This is a genomic window from Carboxylicivirga longa (assembly GCF_050589825.1).
GTDB classification, from domain to species: Bacteria; Bacteroidota; Bacteroidia; order Bacteroidales; family Marinilabiliaceae; genus Carboxylicivirga; species Carboxylicivirga longa.
The window spans coordinates 20,379-45,131 of record NZ_JBNGOZ010000023.1 but is presented as its reverse complement, the minus strand read 5'-3'; the positions used below and the strand labels follow the sequence as shown (position 1 = coordinate 45,131).

General features: G+C 42.9%; 11 protein-coding genes. 7 read left to right on the top strand and 4 right to left on the bottom strand.

From position 1 onward, the window contains the following. The first annotated feature begins 5 nt into the window (after positions 1–5). From ACRD7A_RS16235 to ACRD7A_RS16205, 7 genes are all read left to right on the top strand, one after another. Positions 6–2,675 (top strand): glycoside hydrolase family 2 TIM barrel-domain containing protein, encoded by a 2,670-nt coding sequence (locus tag ACRD7A_RS16235; RefSeq protein WP_430812256.1) that lies wholly within the window; start codon positions 6–8, stop codon positions 2,673–2,675. A 93-nt stretch (positions 2,676–2,768) separates the two neighbouring features. Further along, on the top strand, positions 2,769–3,995 hold the full coding sequence (locus ACRD7A_RS16230; RefSeq protein WP_430812255.1) for a glycoside hydrolase family 88 protein: 1,227 nt from the start codon (positions 2,769–2,771) through the stop codon (positions 3,993–3,995). Positions 3,996–4,084: 89 nt separating this feature from the next. Beyond that, positions 4,085–5,122: an endonuclease/exonuclease/phosphatase family protein gene (locus ACRD7A_RS16225; RefSeq protein ID WP_430812254.1), complete on the top strand. Its 1,038-nt coding sequence runs from the start codon at positions 4,085–4,087 to the stop codon at positions 5,120–5,122. 443 nt (positions 5,123–5,565) lie between these two features. Next, the gene (locus ACRD7A_RS16220) at positions 5,566–8,889 is read left to right on the top strand and encodes a chondroitinase family polysaccharide lyase (RefSeq protein ID WP_430812253.1); all 3,324 of its coding nucleotides are present in this window, start codon (positions 5,566–5,568) and stop codon (positions 8,887–8,889) included. A 17-nt stretch (positions 8,890–8,906) separates the two neighbouring features. Then, positions 8,907–12,095, top strand: a complete 3,189-nt coding sequence (locus tag ACRD7A_RS16215; RefSeq protein WP_430812252.1) for a chondroitinase family polysaccharide lyase — start codon at positions 8,907–8,909, stop codon at positions 12,093–12,095. A 151-nt stretch (positions 12,096–12,246) separates the two neighbouring features. Further along, positions 12,247–12,822 (top strand): DUF1961 family protein, encoded by a 576-nt coding sequence (locus tag ACRD7A_RS16210; protein WP_430812251.1) that lies wholly within the window; start codon positions 12,247–12,249, stop codon positions 12,820–12,822. Between the two features lie 35 nt (positions 12,823–12,857). Continuing rightward, on the top strand, positions 12,858–13,049 hold the full coding sequence (locus tag ACRD7A_RS16205) for a hypothetical protein (protein ID WP_430812250.1): 192 nt from the start codon (positions 12,858–12,860) through the stop codon (positions 13,047–13,049). 140 nt (positions 13,050–13,189) lie between these two features. Here the strand turns inward: ACRD7A_RS16205 and ACRD7A_RS16200 are convergent, their stop codons facing one another. Genes ACRD7A_RS16200 through ACRD7A_RS16185 form a run of 4 tightly spaced genes read right to left on the bottom strand, consistent with a single transcriptional unit; the run spans position 13,190 to position 24,700 of the window. Continuing rightward, a complete protein-coding gene (locus ACRD7A_RS16200) occupies positions 13,190–14,818 on the bottom strand; it encodes a sulfatase family protein (RefSeq protein WP_430812249.1) in 1,629 nt (542 codons plus the stop codon). A gap of 30 nt (positions 14,819–14,848) precedes the next feature. Next, on the bottom strand, positions 14,849–17,422 hold the full coding sequence (locus tag ACRD7A_RS16195; protein WP_430812248.1) for a polysaccharide lyase family 8 super-sandwich domain-containing protein: 2,574 nt from the start codon (positions 17,420–17,422) through the stop codon (positions 14,849–14,851). Positions 17,423–17,443: 21 nt separating this feature from the next. Next, complete coding sequence (locus tag ACRD7A_RS16190; protein ID WP_430812247.1) at positions 17,444–20,416, bottom strand: polysaccharide lyase family 8 super-sandwich domain-containing protein; 2,973 nt, start codon at positions 20,414–20,416, stop codon at positions 17,444–17,446. An 18-nt stretch (positions 20,417–20,434) separates the two neighbouring features. Next, positions 20,435–24,700: a polysaccharide lyase family 8 super-sandwich domain-containing protein gene (locus ACRD7A_RS16185; protein WP_430812246.1), complete on the bottom strand. Its 4,266-nt coding sequence runs from the start codon at positions 24,698–24,700 to the stop codon at positions 20,435–20,437. Positions 24,701–24,753 lie beyond the last annotated feature (53 nt).

Here is a 24,753-nt window from a genome sequence, read left to right as displayed (position 1 = left end):
ACCGAATGAAGAGGATTTTTTTATTAAATATGTTATTGCTATCAGCTTTTATACGTGCTGAACACCAACCAACGTTTTCAACAGCAGGGTTCTTTCACTTGGAAAATAGCGGACGTGAGGTGTATTCAATGAACGTGGCGTGGCGGTTTTTTAAAGGGGCTCAAGAAGGTGCTTTTGAAAAACAGTATGACGATAGTACATGGGATGTGGTTGCTTTGCCACATGGCACAGAGTATCTGCCGTTGCAAGCTAGTGGCAGTATCAACTATCAGGGCGAAACCTGGTACCGAAAGCATTTTACTCCCGATATAGAATTAAAAGGTAAAAAGCTTTTCTTGAACTTCGAAGCCATCATGGGCAAGTCAAAGGTATGGATTAATGGTCACTTAGTGAAGACGCATTTTGGTGGTTATCTGCCGGTAATTGCTGATATAACCTCCTATATAAACTGGGAGGAAGACAATGTGATTGCGGTATGGGCCGATAATAGCAATGATCAAACATTCCCGCCGGGCAAACCGCAAGAGGTTCTTGATTTTGCCTATTTTGGAGGTATTTATCGCGACTGTTGGTTAGTCGCCCATAATTCTGTATACATCACCAATGCCAATTATGAAGACGAGGTAGCAGGAGGTGGTCTGTTGGTTGCTTACGATGAAGTATCAGAGGAGCGGGCATCAATAACACTTAAAGCCCATTTTCGCAATGAACTTCCTGAAGACTTCGAGGGAATGATTAAGTATCGTTTGAAAGATGATAAAGGTGCTGTTGTGGCAAGGACTGAAGGTAAGATGAAGCTTAAGGGTAAGCAGGCGAATGTTGTTACTGAGAAAATGGAGGTGGTTCAACCCTGTTTGTGGTCGCCCGAACAGCCATACCTTTATAGTTTAGAGGTTAGCGTTGAAAATAGGACTGGTCAGGTAATTGATGGTTACCGCAAGCGCATTGGTATCCGCAGCTTTGAGTTTAAGGGCGCCGATGGTTTTTGGTTGAATGGGAAACCATATCCAAACCCTCTAATCGGGGCCAATCGGCATCAGGATTTTGCCGTTCTGGGCAATGCACTCCCCAATAGCATACATTGGCGCGATGCCAAGAAATTACGTGATGCCGGTTTAAAAGTCATACGTAATGCGCATTATCCTCAAGACCCGGCCTTTATGGATGCTTGTGATGAATTAGGCTTGCTGGTGATTGTGAATACGCCCGGCTGGCAATTTTGGAATGACGATCCAATTTTTGAACAGCGAGTATACAAGGATATTCGTAATATGGTGCGACGTGATCGCAATCATGCTTCTATCTGGTTGTGGGAACCTATACTGAATGAGACTTGGTATCCGGCTAATTTTGCTAAAAACACCAGAGAAATTGTGGATGAAGAATTTCCATATCCGAATTGCTACTCTGCCTGTGATGCTGAAGCCAGGGGGAGTAAACATTTTGATATCCACTTTGCACACCCACAAACCAGTGCCAAAGGGTGGTCGGTTAAGCATCTTGATCCCTCAAGAACTTATTTTACAAGAGAATGGGGGGATAATGTTGATGATTGGAATGCTCATAATTCAACCAGCCGGGTTAATAAAGATTGGGGAGAAGTGCCTATGCTGATTCAGGCGAAGCATTATGCGTGCCCCGATTATCCTTTCACAAGTTATGATGCTCTCTACCGAACAACTAGGCAGCATGTTGGAGGAAGCCTTTGGCACGCTTTTGATCATAACCGGGGCTATCATCCCGATCCTTTCTATGGGGGTATTATGGATGCTTTTCGTCAACCTAAATATTCATACGAACTCTTTAAATCACAGCGTTCGGCTGAGCAACAGGACCTGATTGCCGAAACCGGGCCAATGGTTTTTATTGCGCACGAGATGACCCCCTTCTCCCCGTCAGATGTCAACGTTTATTCCAATTGTGACGAAGTAAGGTTGCAGGTATTTGAAGGGGGTGAAAGTTATACCTATACCCGAGGGATGCACGAAAAGGGAATGCCTGCTCCCATTATCGTTTTTGAAGGCGTGTATGATTTTATGAAAGATAAAGCCAAAGCGCGAGCCGGAAAGCAAGCTGAAGTTTTCATGGAAGCAGTCGGCTATGTGAACGGTAAAGAAGTGGCTTCTCATAGAGTGTCACCAGCCAGGAGGCCTGAAAAAATCCTTTTATGGTTGGATGATGAAGGGACACAGCTCACTGCCAATGGTTCGGATTGCGTAACGGTAGTGGCGGCTATTGCGGATAAGAATGGCAGGATCAAACGCCTGAATAATTGGCATGTGAAATTTGAAGTTGAGGGCGAAGGTAGTTTGGTTGGTGATGAGGCTGTTTTAACCAGTTTACAGTCCGTTCAGTGGGGTACAGCACCTGCTTTAATAAGGGCCACCACCAAGCCTGGTGTTATCAATATTAAAGCGTCTGTTTTATTCGATGGCATTAATAAACCCGTGAGTGGACATCTGCAAATAAAATCGCACCCGACCGATAAACCAATGCTATATGATGAGGTGGAATGGTCACAAAGAACAATGAATACTCAAATAAAGCGGGCTTTAAACGAGGATAAGGATAAGGATTTGCAAGAGGAAGTGAAGCGCCTGAGAAAAGAGTTAAACGATTTAAAACTCAAGGAGGTTGAAAAACAGCAGGAAGACTTTGGTGAGAAAACAAAGTAAAGATGCTGGTTGGTGCAATATCCAACATGACTATAGGGAAAGATTAAAATTCAAATGAATATTAATAGTATAACAAAGTTTATAATAAAAAATATGAACAGCTTGGTTTTATGGGGATTAGTAATTATGTTATCAGTTGTTTCCTGTCAAACGCCTGATGATAATAGGGATTACGCTCAGGTTACTGAATTTGCTGAGTCGCAAACCAACTACACATTACAGGAAGTTAAGGATACCAGTCGCATACCTCGCACTTTGGATAAAGATAATAAACTGACGACTGTGGGTATCTACAATTGGACAAGTGGTTTCTTTGCCGGTAACCTATGGTATATTTATCAACTGACGAGTGAAGAAAAATGGAAAAAGGAAGCCATCCGATGGACAGAAGCTTTAGCACCTATTCAGCATTGGTCTGGTCACCATGATGTAGGATTTATGATTGGCTGTAGCTATGGTAATGGTTATCGACTGAGTGAAAAAGAGGAATATAAGGAGGTACTCATCAATGCAGCTCAATCATTGTCAAAACGCTTTAATCCCAAGGTGGGCTTAATTAAGTCCTGGGACTATCGAAAAGCCTGGGATGGGACTACTGAATGGTTCTATCCGGTGATAATCGATAACATGATGAACCTTGAGATACTGTTTGAAGCCTCAATATTGAGTGGTAATCCTAAATATTACAATATCGCAATAGCTCATGCAGATGCCACTATGAAGAATCATTATCGGGCTGATTACAGTTGTTATCATGTGGTGGACTACGATGAGGAAACAGGGGCTGTGAAAGATAAAGCGACCTGTCAGGGCTTTACTGATGAATCCTCCTGGGCACGCGGACAGGCTTGGGGACTTTATGGATACGTCTTATGTTATCGGTATACAAAAGACGAAAAGTATCTGAATTTTGCACTTAATATTGCGGACTTTATCCTTAATGATGATAATCTGCCTGATGATTTGGTGCCCTTGTGGGATTACAATGTTCAAACGCCTGGTTTTACACCTGAGTGGGATTATGATGCGTCAGAGTATTCGGTGATACCGCGCGATGCTTCGGCTGCGGCCATTGTAGCATCCGCCTTAATTGAAGTCAGCTGGAATGCCGAACAGGGCGACAAATATTATGACCAGGCAGTGGCAATGGTCAATAGTTTGGTTGATAACTACCTGGCTGATCCAAAAGTGAATAAGTATTTTATACTCGATCATAGTGTCGGCAGTATTCCTCATGGCGTGGAAAAAGATGTTCCGCTGGTTTATGCCGATTATTATTTTCTGGAAGCCTTGGTTAGGTTACAACAAACACAGCAGTAGAATATTTGAATTGATAAATAATGGGTAAGAGATTGGATAATTAAGCTTGCCCTTCAAAAGTTATATAACTTGATATTTTAAAGAAGATTATGAGGAATCTAATTTTAGTATTAATAGCGGTCATTTTTTTTGGTGCGAATTCTTTAGCTCAAGGTAATTTGGATAAGAATTTATGGTGCACTGCAATTACTTCGCCTGAGCTGCCAATGCCCGTTACTTCGGATGACCAGGCAAGCTTGAATGATCCTTATGAGGCACAAGAACAGTGCTTTGCAAGGGCATTGGAAACCAATAAACAGGCGCAGAAGACCATAAAAGTGATGACCTACAATATTTGGAATGGCTTTGACTGGGGAAAGGACACTGAAAGAAAGGCGAATCTGATAGAATGGGTTAAAAAACAAAAGCCAGATGTACTTGCTTTGCAGGAGCTGTGTGGTTATACTGAAGATCAACTTAAGGAGGATGCTATGCAATGGGGACATCAGTATGTTCAACTATTAAAAACTAAAGGTTATCCGACCGCTCTGACATCCAACCAACCGATCAGGCTTAAGGAGAAAAGTATTAAGCCCTTCTGGCACGGATTATTGCATTGCGAAACCTACGGGATTGATTTTTATATCGTCCATTTATCGCCAGCGGATAGTGACTTTAGATTGAAAGAAGCAAAGTTGATAACTGAGAAAATTGATAATAGTAATTCAGATTCTTATATAATACTGGGGGATTTTAACTCACACTCACCATTTGATGCCAATTGGTTGGAAAACAAAGATGAGTTAAGAGCCAAGCTTTTGGGTAAAAAGAAAAGTAAATATTCCAATCTTCGAAATGGTGAGTTCGACTACTCAGTAATTTCAGAATTTCTGGCTTGCCCGGCAATTGATGTTTGTTTGAATAGAACAGAGACAAAAGATGCTTTTACCTTTCCAACAAAAGCGTTAATCGGCAAATACAGTGCAACAAAAAAGAGTGTTGAACGGGACCGAGAGCGGATTGATTACATACTTGCCAGTCCTAAGTTGGCGAAAATGTGTAATAAAGTACAGATATATAATCAAGAAGCAACTCGCTTTCTTTCTGATCATTATCCAATGACGGCCGTGTTCTATTTGGGACAATAATAAAAGAGACACTAGCCCATTAAGTGTGTAAGTAAAAATATCAGGGTTCAGCTTAATTAGAGTTGAACCCTTTCTTTAAAAATCATAATAAATTGATCAAGCATGAGTCCTATTTTTTCACTGGTTGAGCTCTTATTTTGCTAGCCTCTCTGCCAGCCATTAATACGGATTTTATAACCACCTGGTTTGTTGAGTATGAGCGCTTCGTTTTTGTAAACTTTCGGATTTTGCATCTGGATTTTCCATGAGATTAGTTGTGTAAAAATGGTTCTAATAATTAACGTGAAGTTTGCAGCTCTTACGTTGCTTTTTGAAGAAAATAAGACCGTTCATAAAGACTTTTCAACCAATTTTAAACTAAATTAGTTACTTGTGTAAGCCACATTGGGGCAATGAGTCTAATATTGCATTTAGGAAGTTAGTTCACCAAACAGACATCTTCAATGCAATATTCAGCACATTGTTTTTTACTTGTAGTCCTCTTTTTTAGAATAGGCCTTAATTCGTTAGTTGTTGCTCAAACGTTTATAGAATCAAATACCTTTGATAATTGTGAAACCTTTGAAAACGATTTACCCTCAAACTGGAAAACGGAAGGTGGTGGATTGATAGAAACCTCCACAGAACGTTATAAGCAAGGACAGCAATCGTTAAAGTGGAGTTGGCAAAAAGATGCTAAAATTGTGGTGACAGATCGTTCACTTGAGGTAGCAAGTAGTGAGAAAAATGCCGGGATGCATATATGGCTGTATAGCAGTGCAGATATTAACGACAGTATCGAGTTTCGGTTTTATGATGCCTTCAACAGGCTAAAATGCCAGTTTTATTACCGTATAAATTTTGTCGGTTGGCGTGGTTTGTGGGTTCGGTTTTGGGATGATATTGCAGTCGCTGATACCCAGGTGCGTTTAAGCAAAATGGAAATACGATCACCTAATACGGCCAATTCTGGCGAGTTATTTTTCGATATTGTTGAGTTTAAATCAAGCATCAGCTATAAACGTTCGCCGAGTTACCAGTATGCTCACCCCTATCCTTATGCCGATGATGAAGAAGTAAAAGACGAGTGGGCCAGCTTAATATACCAACAGCGCTATCCGCAACCAACAGCAGCACGACCCGATGTTGTATCGGATGTCAGCAAACAAGCCTTCAACGCTATTGCATTGCGCTTCAACAACTGGTTGCTCGGTACGGATAATTATACCGCAAGCAAGCATATGCAAGCGCGCCTGGCTGCTCGAAGTAGATACATCAGTAGTGGTGTGAATCTCTTTAATAATTTGGCGCTTAGTCAGGATGAACAAGGTCGTATTCATGGGCCGGGCTTGTTTAGCAATAAGTCGCCTCATGGTCCTAAATTTGGGCGAGACATGGGTGAGAAACTATGTTTGCAATTGGCTCTTGACTATCGGGTGAATGGCACTCAGGCGAGTAAAGAAAAGCTGTTACTACTGTATGATTATATGCACGATCAGGGCTGGGCAGCAGGCAGTGCCATGGAAACCACCGACCACCAGAAGCTTCGAACCGCGGCTTGGGCATATTCTGTTTACCTCCTGCATGATGATTTAAAAACGATTCCATGGAAAGATGGAAAAACTATTTTAGATCGGGAGATGGCCACGCTTCATTGGCTGTGCTATTTCAATATTATTTTTGCGCCGCTCGACAATACCTTGGAAGTCAGTGTTGATGATTTTAGGTCGGCAACTCTTATGCGTCTGATGTATATACTGATGATGGATAACAATAATCCCACTAAGGTTCAGTATATGAATCATTATACGCAATGGATTAACCGTAACCTGAGAACCTTCCAGGGGTGGACGGGTGGAATTAAACCAGATGGTATGGGATACCATCATCGGGGCCCCTACATGAATGCATATTCTAATAACGGTGTGCACATTATGAGTCAGGTTTTGTATTTTTTGCGTCATACTGCTTTCGATGCAGATCATGAGGCCAAGCAGACGGTTAAAAAATACCTGTTGAACTACCGCACGATTACCGGTTTTTATGATGTGCCCAAAGGAGTTAGTGGTCGAATCAGTGGGCTCGAAAAGGTGACTGGTATGCTTACACCCATGGCTTATATGGCGCAATGTATGAGTGAGGATGCATTGGATGAAGAGCTGGCTTCGGCTGCCATGGCCTATTGGAAACCTCAGCATCAGCCCAGTAAAGATTTGGTAAACAAAGCCTCTATGAGCATCACCTATTTTAATACACCAGGCGAAATAGAGGCTATACTGGATGTAGAGACCCACGGTGTGGAGGCAGCCGAAAACGCCTCTGGATTATGGATAAAGCCATATGCTGCAATGGCTGTTTTCAGAGATGCTAATTGGTTTGTTTCGCTAAAAGGTACCAGCGCTTATGTGTGGGACTACGAGAGTGGTAATAATGAAAATGCCTATGGCCGTTACGATAGTTATGGTCAGATGGAGATTATTAATAATCAGACGCCTTATCCATCGATGGTGCGCAGTGGGCACGACTATAATAAAGGTTGGGATTGGAGTCGAGTTCCAGGTACAACCACTCTTAACATGGAACTTCACCAGCTTAAGTCGGACCAGCAGCGCATGTTTACACCCAATACTTTTGTTGGTGGGGTAGAGCAGGAAAATAAAACAGGCCTATGGGCGATGGAATTTAACGATGTTAACTATGGCACACGTTTGGCCTTTAAAAAATCGGTGTTCTTCTTCCAACCGGGTGTGATGGTGTGCCTTGGTTCAAATATTGCATCTGCTCTGAAGGGCAAAACCGAATCCACCATCTTGCAGAATGTTATATCATCTTCGGGCTATGCATACAAGGTGAATGGCGAACCGATTACCAGTGATAACTACGTGTATAATGCCACTGGAGGGTATGCCACACTGCTCGATAATCAGGGGAAGGGCATTTATGTGCCCAACGACAACGGTTTGAATATAGTGCTTCAAAACCGCCAATCCGAAACCATGCGTTGCAAAGCCAGTAACGGCGATGTTTTAACGGCCTGGATGAATCATGGTTATCGAAATAACTACGAATACCTTGTTTTGATGGAAACAACACAAGAGGAACTGGATGCCATGGATGATAACCCTGTTTATGAAATAATACAACACGATGCAAAGGCCCATATTGTGAAGCATATTGCTTTAGACCAAACAGGATACGCCTTGTTTGAACCCAATGAGCAAACGAATGATGCTTTTGTGCACAGTTCATCTTTACCGCTAATGCTGATGGTATCGAATCATGCTGATGGTAGAAAGCAGCTAAGTGTTTGTAATCCGGATTTTAACCGAAGCAAGCCTCAGGATATCGGTGATGTAAAATCGTTTGATGACTTATTCGGACCGTTTCCAACACAGTGGCTTGAACTTACCCTTAAAGGTGCCTGGGCGGCTGATAATTTACCCGATAATGTTAGCATTAGATCGGTGACGAGTGCTTCAACTGTGCTTCAAATAGAAACCCACGATGCAGAAACGTATGATTTTGAGCTAAAAAAAGACTCGGTCAACAGCATTGCTCCCGGGGGCAATAACCAGTACCTTGTTTGGCCCAATCCAACAGCAGGTATTGTAAATTTCCCTCAGGCCGAGACAGCTGCTTTATACAATTTAAACGGTCGATTAATAAGGATGGCCAGTAGCGCCACTTCATTTGATTTAGTGAGGCTTAGCAATGGTATATATATCCTCGAATGCATCAATGGTGAGCAATGCACCAGAACGAAAGTTATAAAAAACACAACTAACTAAAATCAAATTAATATTACATGTTTAAAAAGCTATTTACATTACTCATCGGTCTTGTTTTAGGAGTGAACCAAATGGGGGCCATTGAAAAGGGTAACATGAAAATTAAGGGCGATATCGTCATTCATAAAATTGGTTTTGAACAGGCCAGCGAATATCACAATTGGCAGGCCAAAAAAGGTCGACTTGTGCAGTCTGATAGGCATCAAAAGCAAGGACGCCATTCGCTTATGTGGAATTGGAAAAAGGGTGATATCCTTAGTGTCAATCAGCTTGAAGGATTGGAAAAGGCAACCAGTAAATATGGTGGTGGCCAGCCGGAAAACTATGAGCCGGCCTTTTATAAAGAAGGCTATTACGGTGGCATTAAAATGTGGGTTTATCAGTCAGAAGCTATTGACGGTGAGATGGTTTTTCAAGTAGGAAGCAATGCAAAAGCTGCCTTAGACAATCCCAAATATCGATTTGCCATTAACCTTAACTTTACCGGTTGGCGAGCTGTTTGGGTGCAGTTTAATGAAGATGCCCTGATTCCAGATTACAAAGGGAGTCAACAGATGCAGAGTCTTATTGCCAAGCCACAAAAGGGTCCGTCTAAAGGAACGCTGTTTATCGATCACTTTCAATTGCTTGAGTTTGTTAGCTATAAGCGTCACTCCGATCAAGTGTTTGTGAATAATAAGGCGCAGGTTCGTTCCGATAGCTACGAGATTTTAAAACCCTACCAAAAGTATGAATCTTTTTTGACAGCATCTCACAGCGGGTCTAATGCGTCAGGTATTTCTAGTGAGATAGAAGAGCGGTTAGAATACATAATTCTTGGTGGAAATGATACGGACTGGCAAAGCCATGGTATCAATCTGAAAAAGGAAACTGCACGGCAGACAAAGAAAGCTATTGCGGCATATAATAAATTGCAGTTGAGCGAACAGGGAGGCATGGTTAATGGTATTCCACTTTATACCTGCCGCGATGAGCACGGGACCCAAAATGGGCAAAACTTCCAGAGAGTAATGCAAAATACTTTGTTTCCTTTGGCCATGGATTACCGCCTCAATAAGGCAAGCGAATCACAGGAAAAATTATTGATGCTATATAATTACTTATCCGATCAGGGTTGGCAGGCTGGTAGTGCTTTAGGAACCGTGGATCACATTATTCGTCTTAATTCGTATGCTATATCCTTGTTTTTGATGCGCAACGATTTGCCAAAGGAAATGCTGGAGCAGCACCAAAAGTGCCTGGCCTGGCACACACGCATTGGGAATATCATCGATTGCGACCAGTCGAAAGGGGAAAATACGGATATGGTACGCGGAGGCGCATTGGCTAAGTTGATAACTGTTTTGTTAATGTCTGATGGTCCGCAAAAAGTTCAAATGCTGAATGAGTTTAAAATGTACATGGATTACGTCACGGCCTTTGCTCCTGGCTATTCCGATACAGTAAAGCCTGACTATTCGATCTTTCACCACCGTGGCACCTATTTAAATGCCTATGGTGTGTCGGCCATTAATACCATAGCCATGATTAGCTGGATGTTGAATGAAACAGACTTCGCTTTATCGGCCGATACCCAGACTACTCTAAAAAAGACCTTAGTGCGTCAATATGAGATTGCCCATGGTCTGGATTTACACATGGGTGTTGGAGGTCGTTTCCCATATAAAAATACAGGGATTGATCGATTTATGTTACCAGCTTATGCCTTTATGAGCCTCAATGATAAAGTGGTTGAAGATGAGCAAATGGCAGCCGTCTTTAACTATTTGTATAAATTAAGTCCTCAAGAAAGTGTAAAAGGTATATTAACCCCTGCTTTAACCTATTCTGGTACCTATGGCACCATCAACCTAATGGTGACGTTGAACAAGAAAATGGGCGACAGGGTTTTACAACCGGAAGACGGGAATTACAGTTTACCTTACTCCAGCTTGTCCGTGCATCGTCGCGATAATTGGTTAGCTACGGTAAAAGGTTACGACAAATATGTTTGGGACTACGAAACCGGTCATAAAGGCGAGAACAATTTAGGCCGCTACCTGAGTCATGGTGCCATGTTCCTGTTTAAATCATCGCCGGGCGGAGGCATGAAAGCCGCTGGAATGGAACAGAACAGTGGTTTCCATTGGGGGTACTTGCCCGGGGCCACTACTAAAGCTATGCCTATTGATAAGGTGTATTTTAAAAACAAACCAACAGAGAAGTACAAAGAGGGTTTTCACCGTAGTTTTACCGAAACAACTTTTGCACGTGGCCTAACAGCAGAAGGTAAAAACGGTGTATTTGCCATGGAATTACGCGATGATGTGCAGCCATCACCGGATAAAAACTTGTTCGATGCCAGTTTTAGAGCACGTAAATCCTATTTCTTTTTCGATGGTGAGATTGTGTGTTTAGGCTCAAACATTAGTAATGATGATAAGGACTATGCAACTATTACCACCTTGTTTCAAACGAATATTGGTGAGCATGGTATACCCGACAGGGCCACGTTATTGAATGGAGAGTCCATTGGTGAATCCTTATCGTTGACTAAGAATTTAAAGGGCGGTGTGCTTACCGATGCCCAAGGCATTCACTACATCATCCCGGAAGCTTTTAATGTGATATTAGAGCAAAAAAATCAGGCTTCGCTGCAGAAGATAGCAGGAGGCAAATATAAACCAATAACGGCACCACATGTTAAAGCCTGGTTAAACCATGGCAAGCAGCCAAAAGCAGAAGGTTATGAATACCTGATTTTAATGGATGAGCCGGTTGATAAGGCCTTAACAAGAAAAACTAACAAGGGGTACGAAGTATTGCAACGCGATGCCTCGGCACATATTGTAAAGCATCATGCCAGCAACGCATGTGCTTACGCCATCTTTAATGCTGATGCACCAGTACATAAGGGATTAGTGGCATCGGTGGATACCCCGGTGATGTTATACATCCAACAGGATAAACACAATGCATGTTTAACGGTAGCTAACCCTGATTTAAAACTGAAGAAGTGGAACCATAACATGTCGGTGATGCCAGGCGATATTGTTCATGAATGGTCGCAAGGAAGTATTGTTACAATAAGCTTGAAGGGGCATTGGAAGCCGGCGGCTTATGTTTATGAATTACTTAACTATGATTACACGGATGCACAAACCCGGTTTAAAATATATTGTAAAGACGGTAAAAGCATCGATTTACCATTGCGAGAGAAAAAGTAGGTAGCGCTGGGAGCCGGGTTGTTTATAATAAAATAAGCAGCCCGGCTTTTTTTTTGATACAGGTGTAAAATAGTTGAATCCTATCGTTTTTAATTACGCATTCGCTATACGACTTCTGAATAGGCTTGTCCAGAATTTAAAATAAGAAAATATGATAATGCGTTTCTTTATGCTCTTATTTATGGTTGGAGTGTCCTCCTTTTCTCAGGCCCAGAACTATACAACAAAACGGGTATATAGCTGTGATTTTTCTTCGGCGGATGATTTGAAAGATTGGGTGATGGAAGGACCAGGAGTAGCCAGCTTGCAGGATGGCCAGTTATTGCTTCATTCGAAATATTATGAAGTAGCCAACGCCTGGTTTGAGGAAAATGGTCAGCCATTTAGTGGATTGGGAGAAAACTATTACGATGACGTTGAAGCGGCTATGCGCAACGATATTGGCGAATCTGTTAGAGATTACTATGCCGGTGGTATTTTTAGGGGAGGACACCTCGTATTTTGGAACAAATTTAAAACCCCTGATAACTATATTATCGAATGTGATTTTCAAAGCCTGAGCGAAAATGCACTTCATATGCTCATGTTTAGCTGCACAGGTAACGAAGGTCAGGATGTGTTTGATGAGGATCTGAAAAAACGTTGGGGGGTGGCAGCGCAGTATACCAAGAGCGACCTGTATAACTACCGTATTTCCTTTTTTGCTCCAGGCCGGGGCGGCGTTTAACCATTAAAGGAGTAGATTTCTTGCTCAACAATAAAATGGGAAAGCATCACCTGAAAGTTGTTAAATATAAAAACACCATAGAGTGGTACATCGATGGTAAGTTAAGTTTTGAATTTGTTGATGATATGGAAGATGCTTATCTGAAAGGTGGCCAAACGGCCATACGTTTGATGGTACCCGCTAAAGGTCTGTATGATAATTACGCGATATACGAAGTATTAGATTAGTTTTAATAGTGATAACAAGGCTCAAATTATCTGTTTAACCAGATAGTTTGAGCCTTTATGTTTTTGAGTTTTTTTAAAAAAGAAAGGCCGCTTACATCTCAAGTAATGTAAGTGGCCTTATATATTCAATCGGAAAATAGTTAATTCAAGTACTCTGCTGAGTCGTCTTTATAATTTGCCTGTAAGGCTTTTAATTGGGCTTTTAATTGCGGAATTAAATTGGCGTATTCAGTTTCATTAATGACGTTCTTTAACTCTTGCGGGTCTTTTTCTAAATCGTAAAGTTCCCATTCATCCACATCGTTATAAAAATGGATGAGTTTGTAGCGATTGGTGCGCATGCCATAATGGCGCTTTACAGAATGCCACGACGGGTATTCGTAATAATGATAATAGGTTGCCTCTCGCCAGGTGTCAGGCGCTTGGCCGTTATTTTCGAAGAGTGGACGTAAAGAGGCGCCTTGCATGTTGTCAGGTATTTCTACACCGGCATAATCCAAAAAGGTGGGGGCAAAATCCAGATTCATGGATAAGGCATTGCTGACAAGGCCTGCATCAATGGCTTTTGGATAGCGTATTAACAATGGCATGCGGTAACACTCCTCGTACATAATGCGTTTGTCGAACCAACCGTGCTCGCCTAAGAAGAAGCCCTGGTCCGAGGTGTACACCACAATGGTATTATCCAGTTGACCTTGTGCTTCAAGGTGCTTAAGCAAGCGTCCAACATTGTCGTCCAATGACAATAAACAAGCGAGATAATCGCGCATGTACAGTTGATATTTCCAGGAAATTAACTCTTTATCAGATAGGTTCCCTTCTTTGTATTTTGCAATACGTTTCGCATAGGCTTTATGCCATTGTTCTTGTTGTTCCGGTGTCATGCGGCGATATACGCGGTACAGTTTCTCTAAATCCTCCTCACGCTTATTGGCGCCGGCAACATCGTGATGTTTGGCATCGTTAATAATTTCCAGCTGATTATTCGCCCCAAACTCGTCCAGCTCTGCTTTAGAGGCCAGTTTAAAATCCCAGGCATCCCACATGTGGTTGGCAATTTCCATTTCCTGCTCCCGCGCAGCCGAGCCTCTCCCTGCGTAATCATCAAATAAGGTGGCTGGTTCCGGAAACACTTTGTCTTCAAAAATGCCCAGATGGCGGGGGGCCGGCATCCAGTTGCGATGAGGTGCTTTATGTTGATATACCATGGCAAAAGGTTGGTCTTTTGCTTGCTTGTTAAGCCACTCAATAGCTTTATCTGTAATCACATCGGTTACATAGCCATCTTCGGTAATGGTATCACCCATTTCAATAAATTCGGGTTGATAGTAGTTCCCTTGACCGGGTAAAACGCTCCAGTAGTCAAATCCGGTTGGACTTGAGCCCAGATGCCACTTGCCAATCATAGCCGTTGTGTAGCCAGCTTTCTGCAGTAATTTAGGATAGGTTTGCTGGCTGCCATCAAACACTTTGGCATTATCTGTTACACCGTTTAAATGACTGAGTTTACCGGTAAGTATCACGGCTCTCGATGGGGCACAAATGGCATTGGTGACGTAACAGTTATTAAAGCGCATTCCTTCTTTGGCAATGCGGTCGAGGTTGGGTGTTTCAATCAGCTCACTGCCGTAGCAGCTCATGGCCTGTGTGGTATGGTCGTCGGTCATGATGAACAGGATATTGGGCCGTTGATTCGGTTGGGTGTTATTTTTAGAACCCTGACATCCTGTGAACAGCAGAATAAAGGCAAATAATTGTATTAGTTTCATTTTGTTGTGTTTTAATTGACTAGCTAGTAGTTATTTTTCACTTGTTATTTTCTGAAGTTCCACCTGTATTGCTTGACCATCGAAGCAGTTAAAGCGAATCAATGTTTGATTACCACGGTGTTCTATATTATCAATTCTTTGATCCCTTGCTGCTAGTTTCCAGATACCTTGTAATGTAATTTCAACGGGCTGAACCGTACTTGGTGCATGGGCAAAGTCTCGGTTTATTCTTTTATAGCTGTATGTCTTTTCCAATTTACCCAGATCCGGATTTTGAATGGCCAGGCGAATGCGTTCATTTGTTTGCTCTTTAATCATCAGCAGACATGGTGTATTACTCCGTTGCAGCCACTTATCCTGAAATTGATCATGGCTTTTCAAGATGGCATAGGCGCTCACTCTTTCAGCCTGATAACTTACGATATGGGCAATACTGTCCTGCTGACTGACAGTAAACATGTCTTGATGATGTCTGGCTAGGGATTGCGCCCCCTCTTTACCGCCATGCACCTGGATGAAATATAAATACGATGCATCGTTTGGTGCAGCGCCGTGCATTAATCGGGCTGAGGTAAAGGAACCTGTATGGGTGGCCTTGTTTTCATCATCGGGAGCGCTTTGGCGAGTCCGTTCTATGCATAATGTTGGTGCGTGAGGTACAAAGTAGGCGTGGCCCTGCGCATCGCATAAACTAACACTTTCGTTGGTAAAGGTTTTGGCCCATGCATTTTTATGTACCTTGCCATTGACCGTGGTTTCAACCTTTATATTGTCCATCCCATTCTGAAACAAAGTTGTTTGTACCGGATAGTCATTCTTCGACTGTCCTTTAATATTGGTACCAAGGGCAACAATATAATCATCAAAAAAGAAAAATGACTTGTTGGCTTTTAGTTCGTTAATGGGGGTGTTGTTGTAAAGGGGAGCATTGTACTTGAGTGATACCATTGCTGTGTTTTCATCGATGTGCAAACCGCCCAAATAACTTTCGCTTGTAAATTTCCGATGGCTGTCTTTGTAGGTATCTTGTTTCATGTTATTAAAAGGTATTTCAATGGTGGTAGCACCTGGCAGGCGACACCAGTGCCATCCTTTTTCAACATAGCCGCTGCTGGCAGCTGATACGGGATGGCCACCGGCCAGAATGCGCAATACACCGGCACGGGCGAATCGACCAAACTGATTTTCGCCTCGTTTACTCGATTCATAATCCCAGATATATCGGCTGCATCCGCTAAATGATACTTGCCAGTTAGCCTGGCGGTAAATACCTAAACCACCATAAGGGTAATACCAGAAGCCGTTGGGCGATGGTTCGGGCTGAATACCACTGGCAGCTAGTGTGGCCGATTGCTCAATCTCGCCTAATGAAGCTGTGTAAACAATGGCACAGTCGGCCTGCTTCAGGTAGTCCTTTTGAAAATCATTGACATCAGGTTGCCACAACCGCATAAACGCCCCTTTGAGTTCCTGCTGATGGGGTGATTGAATCTGCGACAGATAGACAAAGGCGGGAATGTTTTTTACTAAGGTATTGAGCCTATCGGGGAAGCGGCCGGCTGCACTGCGAGGGGCATCGTAAAGGTTGCAGTAAATGCGTGAATGCAACAAGGCTTGTGTTAAATTATTGATGGCTTTGTTACCCACTTGGTAGGGGCTGTTGTTAAGCTGATGCACAAAGATGGATGCCGCGTGGTAGCCATGTGGCGCATAGGCATTGAGGTAGGCGGCCTGATGGTGATAGCCCAGATAATCAGGTTTAATCATATCGGCCCAGCCATCCGCAATTTGCAGCGATTTATTCAGCATCTTTGAAAAGTAGGTCATCTGCTCCTGGCGGCCCGGTGCATTCGCTGGTAGCGATAGGATGTAGCACCAGCGAACGTTGAACATGGAACGCACAGCATCAGTATTAAAGCCTTTTTGCTGCCAGAGAATGGGTGTGTTATATTGGGGTCCAATTTCTTTTGAGATAAAGTCCAGTGTGTTCAGCTCCCGCTTTAACAGCCCTTCGTTTTGCAATAGGTCCTGGTTAAGAAAAACCGACAAAGCATAGCCTAAGCAGCGCAGAGACATGCCCGAATAATAGCCAATATAGCCTGTTTCGGGATAGCGGTTCATATGTAATACCCCAATGTCGATACCACTTTTCCAACCTTGCTGGTGCAGGTTGTTAAAAAGGGTAAGCAAGCGCTCGCGTACCTGTTTATTGTGGTAGTATGGATTGTTTAAACCATATTCTTCTGCTGGTTTAAGATGGTAGCCCAGCGATAATGGGAACAGGTATTTGCTAAAGAACGAAGAAAGCTGTTTGGTGCTTTGGGGTACGCTAATGCTTGTATCAAATAGAATATCAGGATGGCCATCCTGATTTTTGTCGCGTTCGTAAAGCTCGTAGGCCGCCCGAACGTTTTTCATCATTTCTTTATAGCGTACCTGAACAAAAGGATTGCTGTAATCGATGGTGTCGCTGCCTAAAATCCAATGTCGATAGTTTTTGGCGATCATCGTAATCTGATCCGGTTCAGTACTTTCATTGGCACTGGCCTTACCCGGAAACAAACCTAGTAGGAATAAAATGGAGACAGTAATTATGGTTCTCATTAAATAGCTCTTTGTAGTTGATTAATTTGCTTTGTTTAACTTGATAATTATTGGTGCACCAGCCAATACAGCTTCACGATAGTTATAACGTGCGCCATCTTTGGCATCGGGCAGGGCGACAGTAATGGCCGACGAATTGCCATCGCTTTTTACATTTACGGTTTCTCCCTGGATGGACTCAATGCCTTCGATGGTATATTGGTAATCCCCTTCCTTTAAGGGCACTGATGCCTTAATGGTTATCGACTCTGTGTTTAAACTATGCAATGGGTCACAAACTGATAGTTCGAGGTACTGTGCACTTTCCTCTGTCATTACAATAGCAGGTTTATTCACCTCTAACCATTGTTTTTTGGACGTATCCAGATAGGTTTTGCCGGCTTGGAAAAAGGCCAGCTGAGCGCGTTTATTTAGGCTGTTATACGTGCCATGTAATTTGGCATTTTCCTTAAATGTCCGATAATTTTCTTGATAATGGTCCAGAATTTCGGGCATTTCTTTTAAACTGGCATTGGCCACCATCACATAATGGTAGTTATTAAAGCTTGTTTTGTTTGGTTGTGTACCATGGTCGATCGCAATAATGTAGTTTTTGCTGCTGTTAACTTTAGTATCGGTAACATTGATGTGAGCACCTGTTTTGATAAAAAGCTGTTGGTTTTTTTGAGGAAAGACAAGGTAGCCTTTGTTTTTATGAAACACCCAGCTTGGGCCACTCATTTGTACAGCTAAATCGACATCGGTACCGGGTTTAATCGCTTTCGCCTTTGCCCCATCAATGCTGTAATACAGGATGTCGGATTGTAACGACTGGTCGATACAGGTAACGATGGATTGCCCCTGACCACCATCTTTACGTGTAATGTTACTACCTATTGCCGTTCCATAATTATCACTTAAGTGGTAAGATTTAAAGGCACTGGCCGAGGCGTATTGAGGTAATTTATGGTGTTCGCCACCTGGCGTTGGTACATACTGAAAGGCCGATGTAGCATAGCGGCCATTGGCCAGAACACCTGAATAGCTATTTAAACCTGGACCTGCTGAACTTGCCCGACCGCGTGGCATAGGGTCGGTGCGCCACTCTTCGGTAACACCTGGTAGCACATGCCAATCGTAAGCTTGCAGCACGGGTAACGCATACTCATCGCCATCCACTTTTAGCTGGAAAACACCGCTGCCGGCATGCCACGATTTACGCACTTTGCTAAAGTCTTCGGCGCCCGATGTACGAAGAGATTTCTGTTTGACTGAATAATAAAACTGATTGTTGTCATTCTCCTGGCGATGAACGAGGTAATCAGCATTCCAAAAACCAATTGATTCGGTGTGTTTATGCGTATTGTTTTGCATGTTTCTATTTAATTCAATCAATTCCTTTTCATTTTTGATGATGGTTGACGGCGACTTACCTTTTACTAAATCATTGATAGTCTTCTTCAGGCTTTTTGTCACAAACTTCTGCATGTCGGAATAATGGCTTCGACCAGCCACCACATAATCCAGCTGTTGTTGATAGACCATGCGTCGATAGGTATAGTTGATGCGGTCGGCTAAAAACTGGTATTGGCTGTTTTCGATGGGAAACGGTGTGTGCTGAAAGAATTTAATTGCCTTATTAATTTCCTTCATCCATTCAAAGCCATAGGCCACCATAGCTACATCCGAGGCACTATGGCCGGTGTGGTGCGAAACGGTGCCATCGGGATGAAATCCAGATTGGTCGTACATTTGCGAAGGCACTGAAAGGCGCGAGCACCAGAAACGGATATCTTTAATGATGCCCTTGGGACTCCAGCCTTTGGCAAATGACAAACCGTCAAATTCCGTAGCGTTATAATAATCATCGTACCAATAGGGTACGTAGGTTATAGGGCGGTTGTAGTCATTCCAAATAACGCCCATCACCATTAGTGAGCGCATACGATGAGCTGTATTTGCATCGCTCCAGGCGCCTTCTGAGTAAAGGGTATCGGAGATATTGCGCCAGCGTTGCGCATCGTTATCCATGGCTCTGCGTTTGGGTGTTATTGAGTAAAAAGCCTGGTAGAAGCGATAAATAGCTTCCTGTAAAGCAAGTGCTTCCGGTTCGCGATTGGCTATGTCGTGACGGAGGTTGGGCATAATGTGTACAAGTGGCGCGCCAAGTCCGTCAACCAGGCGCCACTGGTGTGTTACAAAGCCATGCGATACTATACCATTCTCGCCTAAGCTTTGTAAACCATCGCCAATTTCGTTGCCGATTGGGTCGTCTATCTCGTTACCAAAAATGGGTATGCCATTCATAAACGTGGTGGAGGCTTTAACAATGCCTTTATACAGTTGAGGTGAACTATACCAGGCCGACTGTTGATTGGCATAGGCATAGCCCAATGCACCAATGCGGCTGGCCACCTTTTCCCATTCGTCCTCTATTTTGCGGATGTCCTCAGTCGATTTGGTATATATTGGGCTGAGCGATGGCATGGCCCCATTATTGGCTTCAATTTCATCGAGCAGCGCCTCAATTTTTTTATCAGATAGTTTTTTTCGGCCCCATAAGCGGCTGTTATCAATTGTCTCTTTCTTGTAAAAATCGCCGAGGTGTTCCCACATGGTGGTTGTGACCACATGTACCGTGATTTTTTTTTCAACCAGAGACGTCTTTCCATTTTTTAAAGTAATAGCTATCGTATAATCAACAGGTGTCTTAGGTGTTTTTTTGCCTTTTTTCAAACTTAACTCTCCCACTAAAAGGCCTTTCATCTGGCCGATGTTTTCGCGGTTGTTTTTAAGTTTAAACAAACCCGAAGGATCATTGCTTATTTCAAAATGGTAACTGTCCGGCACAGCTTTCGATAGCACATCCTTGTTCCGTTTAAGGTGTATTTTTCCCATTACTGCCGTTTGCTTGTCCGAGTTGGTCTTTATATCAAAGTAATCGGCAAAGATCACTTCCTGGGCGTTAATGCCGAGGCAAAATAATAAAAGTAAAGAACTGAGTAATATCTTCATGGATTGACTTTCTAGCGCTTATAAAATAATGAGTTTATGGGTAGAGAATGAAGTGTTGTTAGATAAACGCACCAAATAGGTGCCACTTGAAAGCTGATTAGTAATAGTGTGCTGACCTTGTTTCAAATTCCTAAAGTTGGCAATGCTCTTGCCGCTAGCGTCAATAATTTCCATTTGCTCCACCGCATCCAACAAGTCAATCGTAAAAACACCTTTGGCAGGGTTTGGAAAAATATGTACCGCTTTATCTGCTGTGGTGTTATCGATCGATGTGACTGTTTCGTCCAGTAATTCCACATCAATGCTTTCGCCATTGAAGCAACTAAACAGAAAGGTAGTGCGTTTGTTAGCCGTATCGTAATTTATCAACGCAACAGAAGCATGGGGGCTGCTTAATGCCCATAGTCCGTTTAAGGTTACCTCAACTGGTTGTGCAACGGGTTGTAGCCAGCGGTTATTATCTTTTACACTCCATACCTGGTAGAGGCTTTGCTCTTTATCCAGCCAGCCCAAATCTGGGTGAGCAATACTAAAAGTTAGTTTGTTGGCTACTGATTCATCTGCCATTATCAAACAGTCGTTATCCGTTGAGAAAATGTGTTTTTTATTAATCACCTCATTGGCTTTAAATATGGCATATCCGGTCATATTTTTTTGATGGTGCGTGACAATATGAGCCACTGCATCTTTTTGCTCTACTGTGTAGAAAGCATCTGGATTGGCTGCCACTTGTTCGATGCTGCCTTGGGGTGCCTGCACCCATACCAGGTATTCGTAGGCTGCAGCTTTAGGCAAGCCATGATTTATCCAGGCTTTGATGTAATTACCCTGTGTATCTTTAGTGTCGCGGTTATCGCGCGATGATTGCATGGAACGGGTTACATTCAACTGTGCCCCATCCCGCAGAAAATAAGCATTGCCTGTTACATCAGTCATCGTTACCGATGTATTGTCAGGGTGAGCATAGTTGAGCCCAAGCCCTGTATTTTCTGCGCCGTTAATTGTAGAAGTTGAATTAATATCGTGTAAATAATTCTGGAATAAGGTTGTATGCGTTTCGTAGCTTGGGTGAATAGAATTAATGTTTGAGCCTAAGCAAACTACCTGATCATCGAAAAAGAAGTACGATTTATTGGCAGTTAATTTATAGTCACGCTGTACCCAGGCGGTTTCCCTAACATCCACATACTTCAGTGCAAACACCCCATTTTGTTGCTGATGTGAAACACCTCCCACAAAATACTCTGGCGAGAATTTGGCCCAGATGTAATCCTTGTCATGGTCGGTCCAGTTAGGCAGGACAAAGGTGGTAGTGCCCGCAACATGATTCCAGTCGTAGCCATTTTCCATCCAACCACTGGCTTCGGCAGTTACAGTTCCCGATTCCGGATCTGTAGAGGCGAAAACCTCTAAGGCCCCTGCGGACTGATTGCGCCCAAACCAGTTTTGTTCGCCGTTGCTTTCGTAGTCCCACACATATTTGCTAAACCCTTTTACACTTACCATCCAATTATTACGGCGATGAATTTGCATGTTGCCATAGGGAAATACACGGTTGCCTTCTGGTGCTGTTTCAGTATTTGTGTTAGAAGCCAATAGAATGCTTTGTTGCAAGCCCCCCAGACCACCTCTAAATTGGATAGATGATTTTACATCTGTCGCCAGGGTGTTTAGTAGATGATTTTGTGGTGCATTCATCAGTCGTTTAAAGGCCCTTTTCAGTTCTGCGTTAAAGTTGCCATTATTTGTTTCAACCAGGTAAGCAAAGGCTGGTGTGTGCAGCAACAAATCGCCTTGGTTGGTGGGGAATCGTCCGCTAATTCCAATTGGATTATCGTATGTGTTACAATAAAAGCGATAGGCAAGCATGGCCTGGCTTAAGTTATCAATAGCTGAAGAGCTAAATGCATAAGGTGTCTCTTTTACAATCATGCTCATTTGCGCAGTTACGTGTAGGGCTTCTGTAATGTAGGCGTTGCCCCAAATGCCGTGGTGATGATAACCGGTATAGTCGGGTTTAATAAAACCACCCCAGCCATACGATATTTCACAGGCCTCGTTGTACACATCAGCCAGCAAAGACATTTGGGCTGGTTTATCTAATTCTGAATCGGGCATTGTTAATATGGTCATCAAGTGGTTATTGTAGAATGTTCTGACAAAATCGGCTTGCTTTAATGCGGATTTTTGTTCGTAAGTCCAGGGTTGAGTCGTGAGTTCAATTAAATTCCAGCGGGTCCACCATTGCATATTTTTGCTAACCATTTCCAATAGATTGGCTTTATCCAGTTCTTGCTTCATCAGCATAGCGGCATAAAAGTAACCGGTGAGGCCTAGATAGACACCACCACCTTTGAATTCACTCTTACAACCTTCAGTAAATCCGCGGGAAATCAGGTAGTTGAATAAATCGATTAATTGTTGCTCTGTGGCTGGATTTTTAAAATACGGATTAGGTTCATTCACCGGGCCTGGCACATTGTAAAGCAAAGCCAGTGGAAATAAGGTTTCTCGGATTAATTCCCGTATGTGATTGATGTGGTCGCGGTTATTAACTAAATCATATGTTTCTCCCGGGTTATTCACATCGTAACTGGGTAAGTTAGCTATTGCTAATTCTCCGCTTGCATATATCGCCTGGTAACGAGCAAAAAGTAAGGATTCGCTGTAGTCGGCCGAGGCATTGCCAACACACCATTGGCGGTAGTTATTCAGCATGGTTTCAAAGGTGTTGAAGGTGCTGAAAATATAATGCTTTACGGGTGTTGAAAGACCACTTCCGTCTTCGATATATAATGAGATGCGATAGTTTGATGCGGCCGTTAAACCCGTTATGTCAAAAGTGTAATCAGTGGTTGCCGTAGGATAGGGGATGTTTAAACTGGATGGTGCATTTTTTATTTGTTCACCGGTTTCGTAGCCAGGTGCTTGTCCGGTATAGGGTTCTACAACGTACCAGACCTGGCCGCTTAGGGAGGCATTTAATAATAGCTGAACCTGGTTTGATTCTTTAGCTGTGTTAATTAAGTGCTTAATATGCGCAGCAGTTGAAAAAGATTCCGAAGCCTTTCGTTCAGAGGTATTGCCTGCATCGTCTACAGCAACGTAGTAAATGCAATAGTTTTTACCTTCCAAGAGGTCTGTTTGCTTATGAGATAATGGTTCGAGTGGCGTTGTGTAGTTAAGGCTAAAGGCAATATCGCCTGGTGCCGGGTTGATGATTTGCGCAACTTCAGGGGGCGAAAGTGTCGCTTCCTGAATAAGTCCATACACCATGCCTGTTTCATTCAAAGACAAGGAAAAGTTAACCTCTTGCGTTGTATTGTTGTTTAATTTAAAGGATAGAAAGTGGGGGGCTTGTATGTCGGTTGCTTGCCACACCTGTATGCGGTTATTATTGTAATCGGCGATGTATAGATTGTCGTGGTTGTCAATATCAATGCCAACAGGGGCATTAAAACCATTGTTGTTGCTGCTGGCGCCCGTTGTACCTATTCGATCAACAAACACTCCTTGCACGTTAAAACGGTACAAGCCTTGATATAAACCGGCTGTTACCTTGTCTTCGTTACTGGTTACTATTAAAGAACCTTGCGAAGAAAAAGCGCAGTCTTCATTTTTAACAATAATGGCTGAACCATTTTCTTTTTTAATAATTTGGCTGACAACGGCCTGATTGCCTGCGAAGGAAGAAACTTTTATAAGACCAGTATTTCGGTCTACTATATACAGTTGGCCATTGGCAGTAAACCTTACTTTTTTAGGGTCGCGAAACTTATCGGTTGATAAGGTGGTGATGGTACTTTCTAATGAGGTACCATTGTAAATGAGTAAACCTTTTTCATCACCGGAGTAGCAGATGTATAGTTTACCATCAGGTCCAATGGTAATGCTTTCAGGTGCTTTGAGAGAGAGCGCTATCTCTCCTATGTAGGCATGGGAGGCATCGTATTTAACAATTCGCTGGTTGCCTTTATCGGCAATGTAGATGTTGCCTGATTCATCAATATCAACATCGGAAGGATTATTCAGCAGGGTATTGGTATTTCCAGCTGTATTGGCTTCACCTATTTCAGCCAGCAGGCTGCCATCGGCTATGGCTATTTTTAACACCTGGTGTGCGAGTGGATGAGTAACAAACAAAGCACCTGAGTTATCTAATTTGAGTCGCCCGGGTTTGGAGCGTTGCGATAAGGTGGATAGGTAGTTGTATTCCTGCGATAATACCGATACAGAGGTGAATGCGGAAAGGATGATTATAAATATCAAGGCACTTCGTTTCATACGCATCTTGTTAAAAGAGCAAAGGCCTCCCTTTGGGGAAGCCTTTTTCTCAT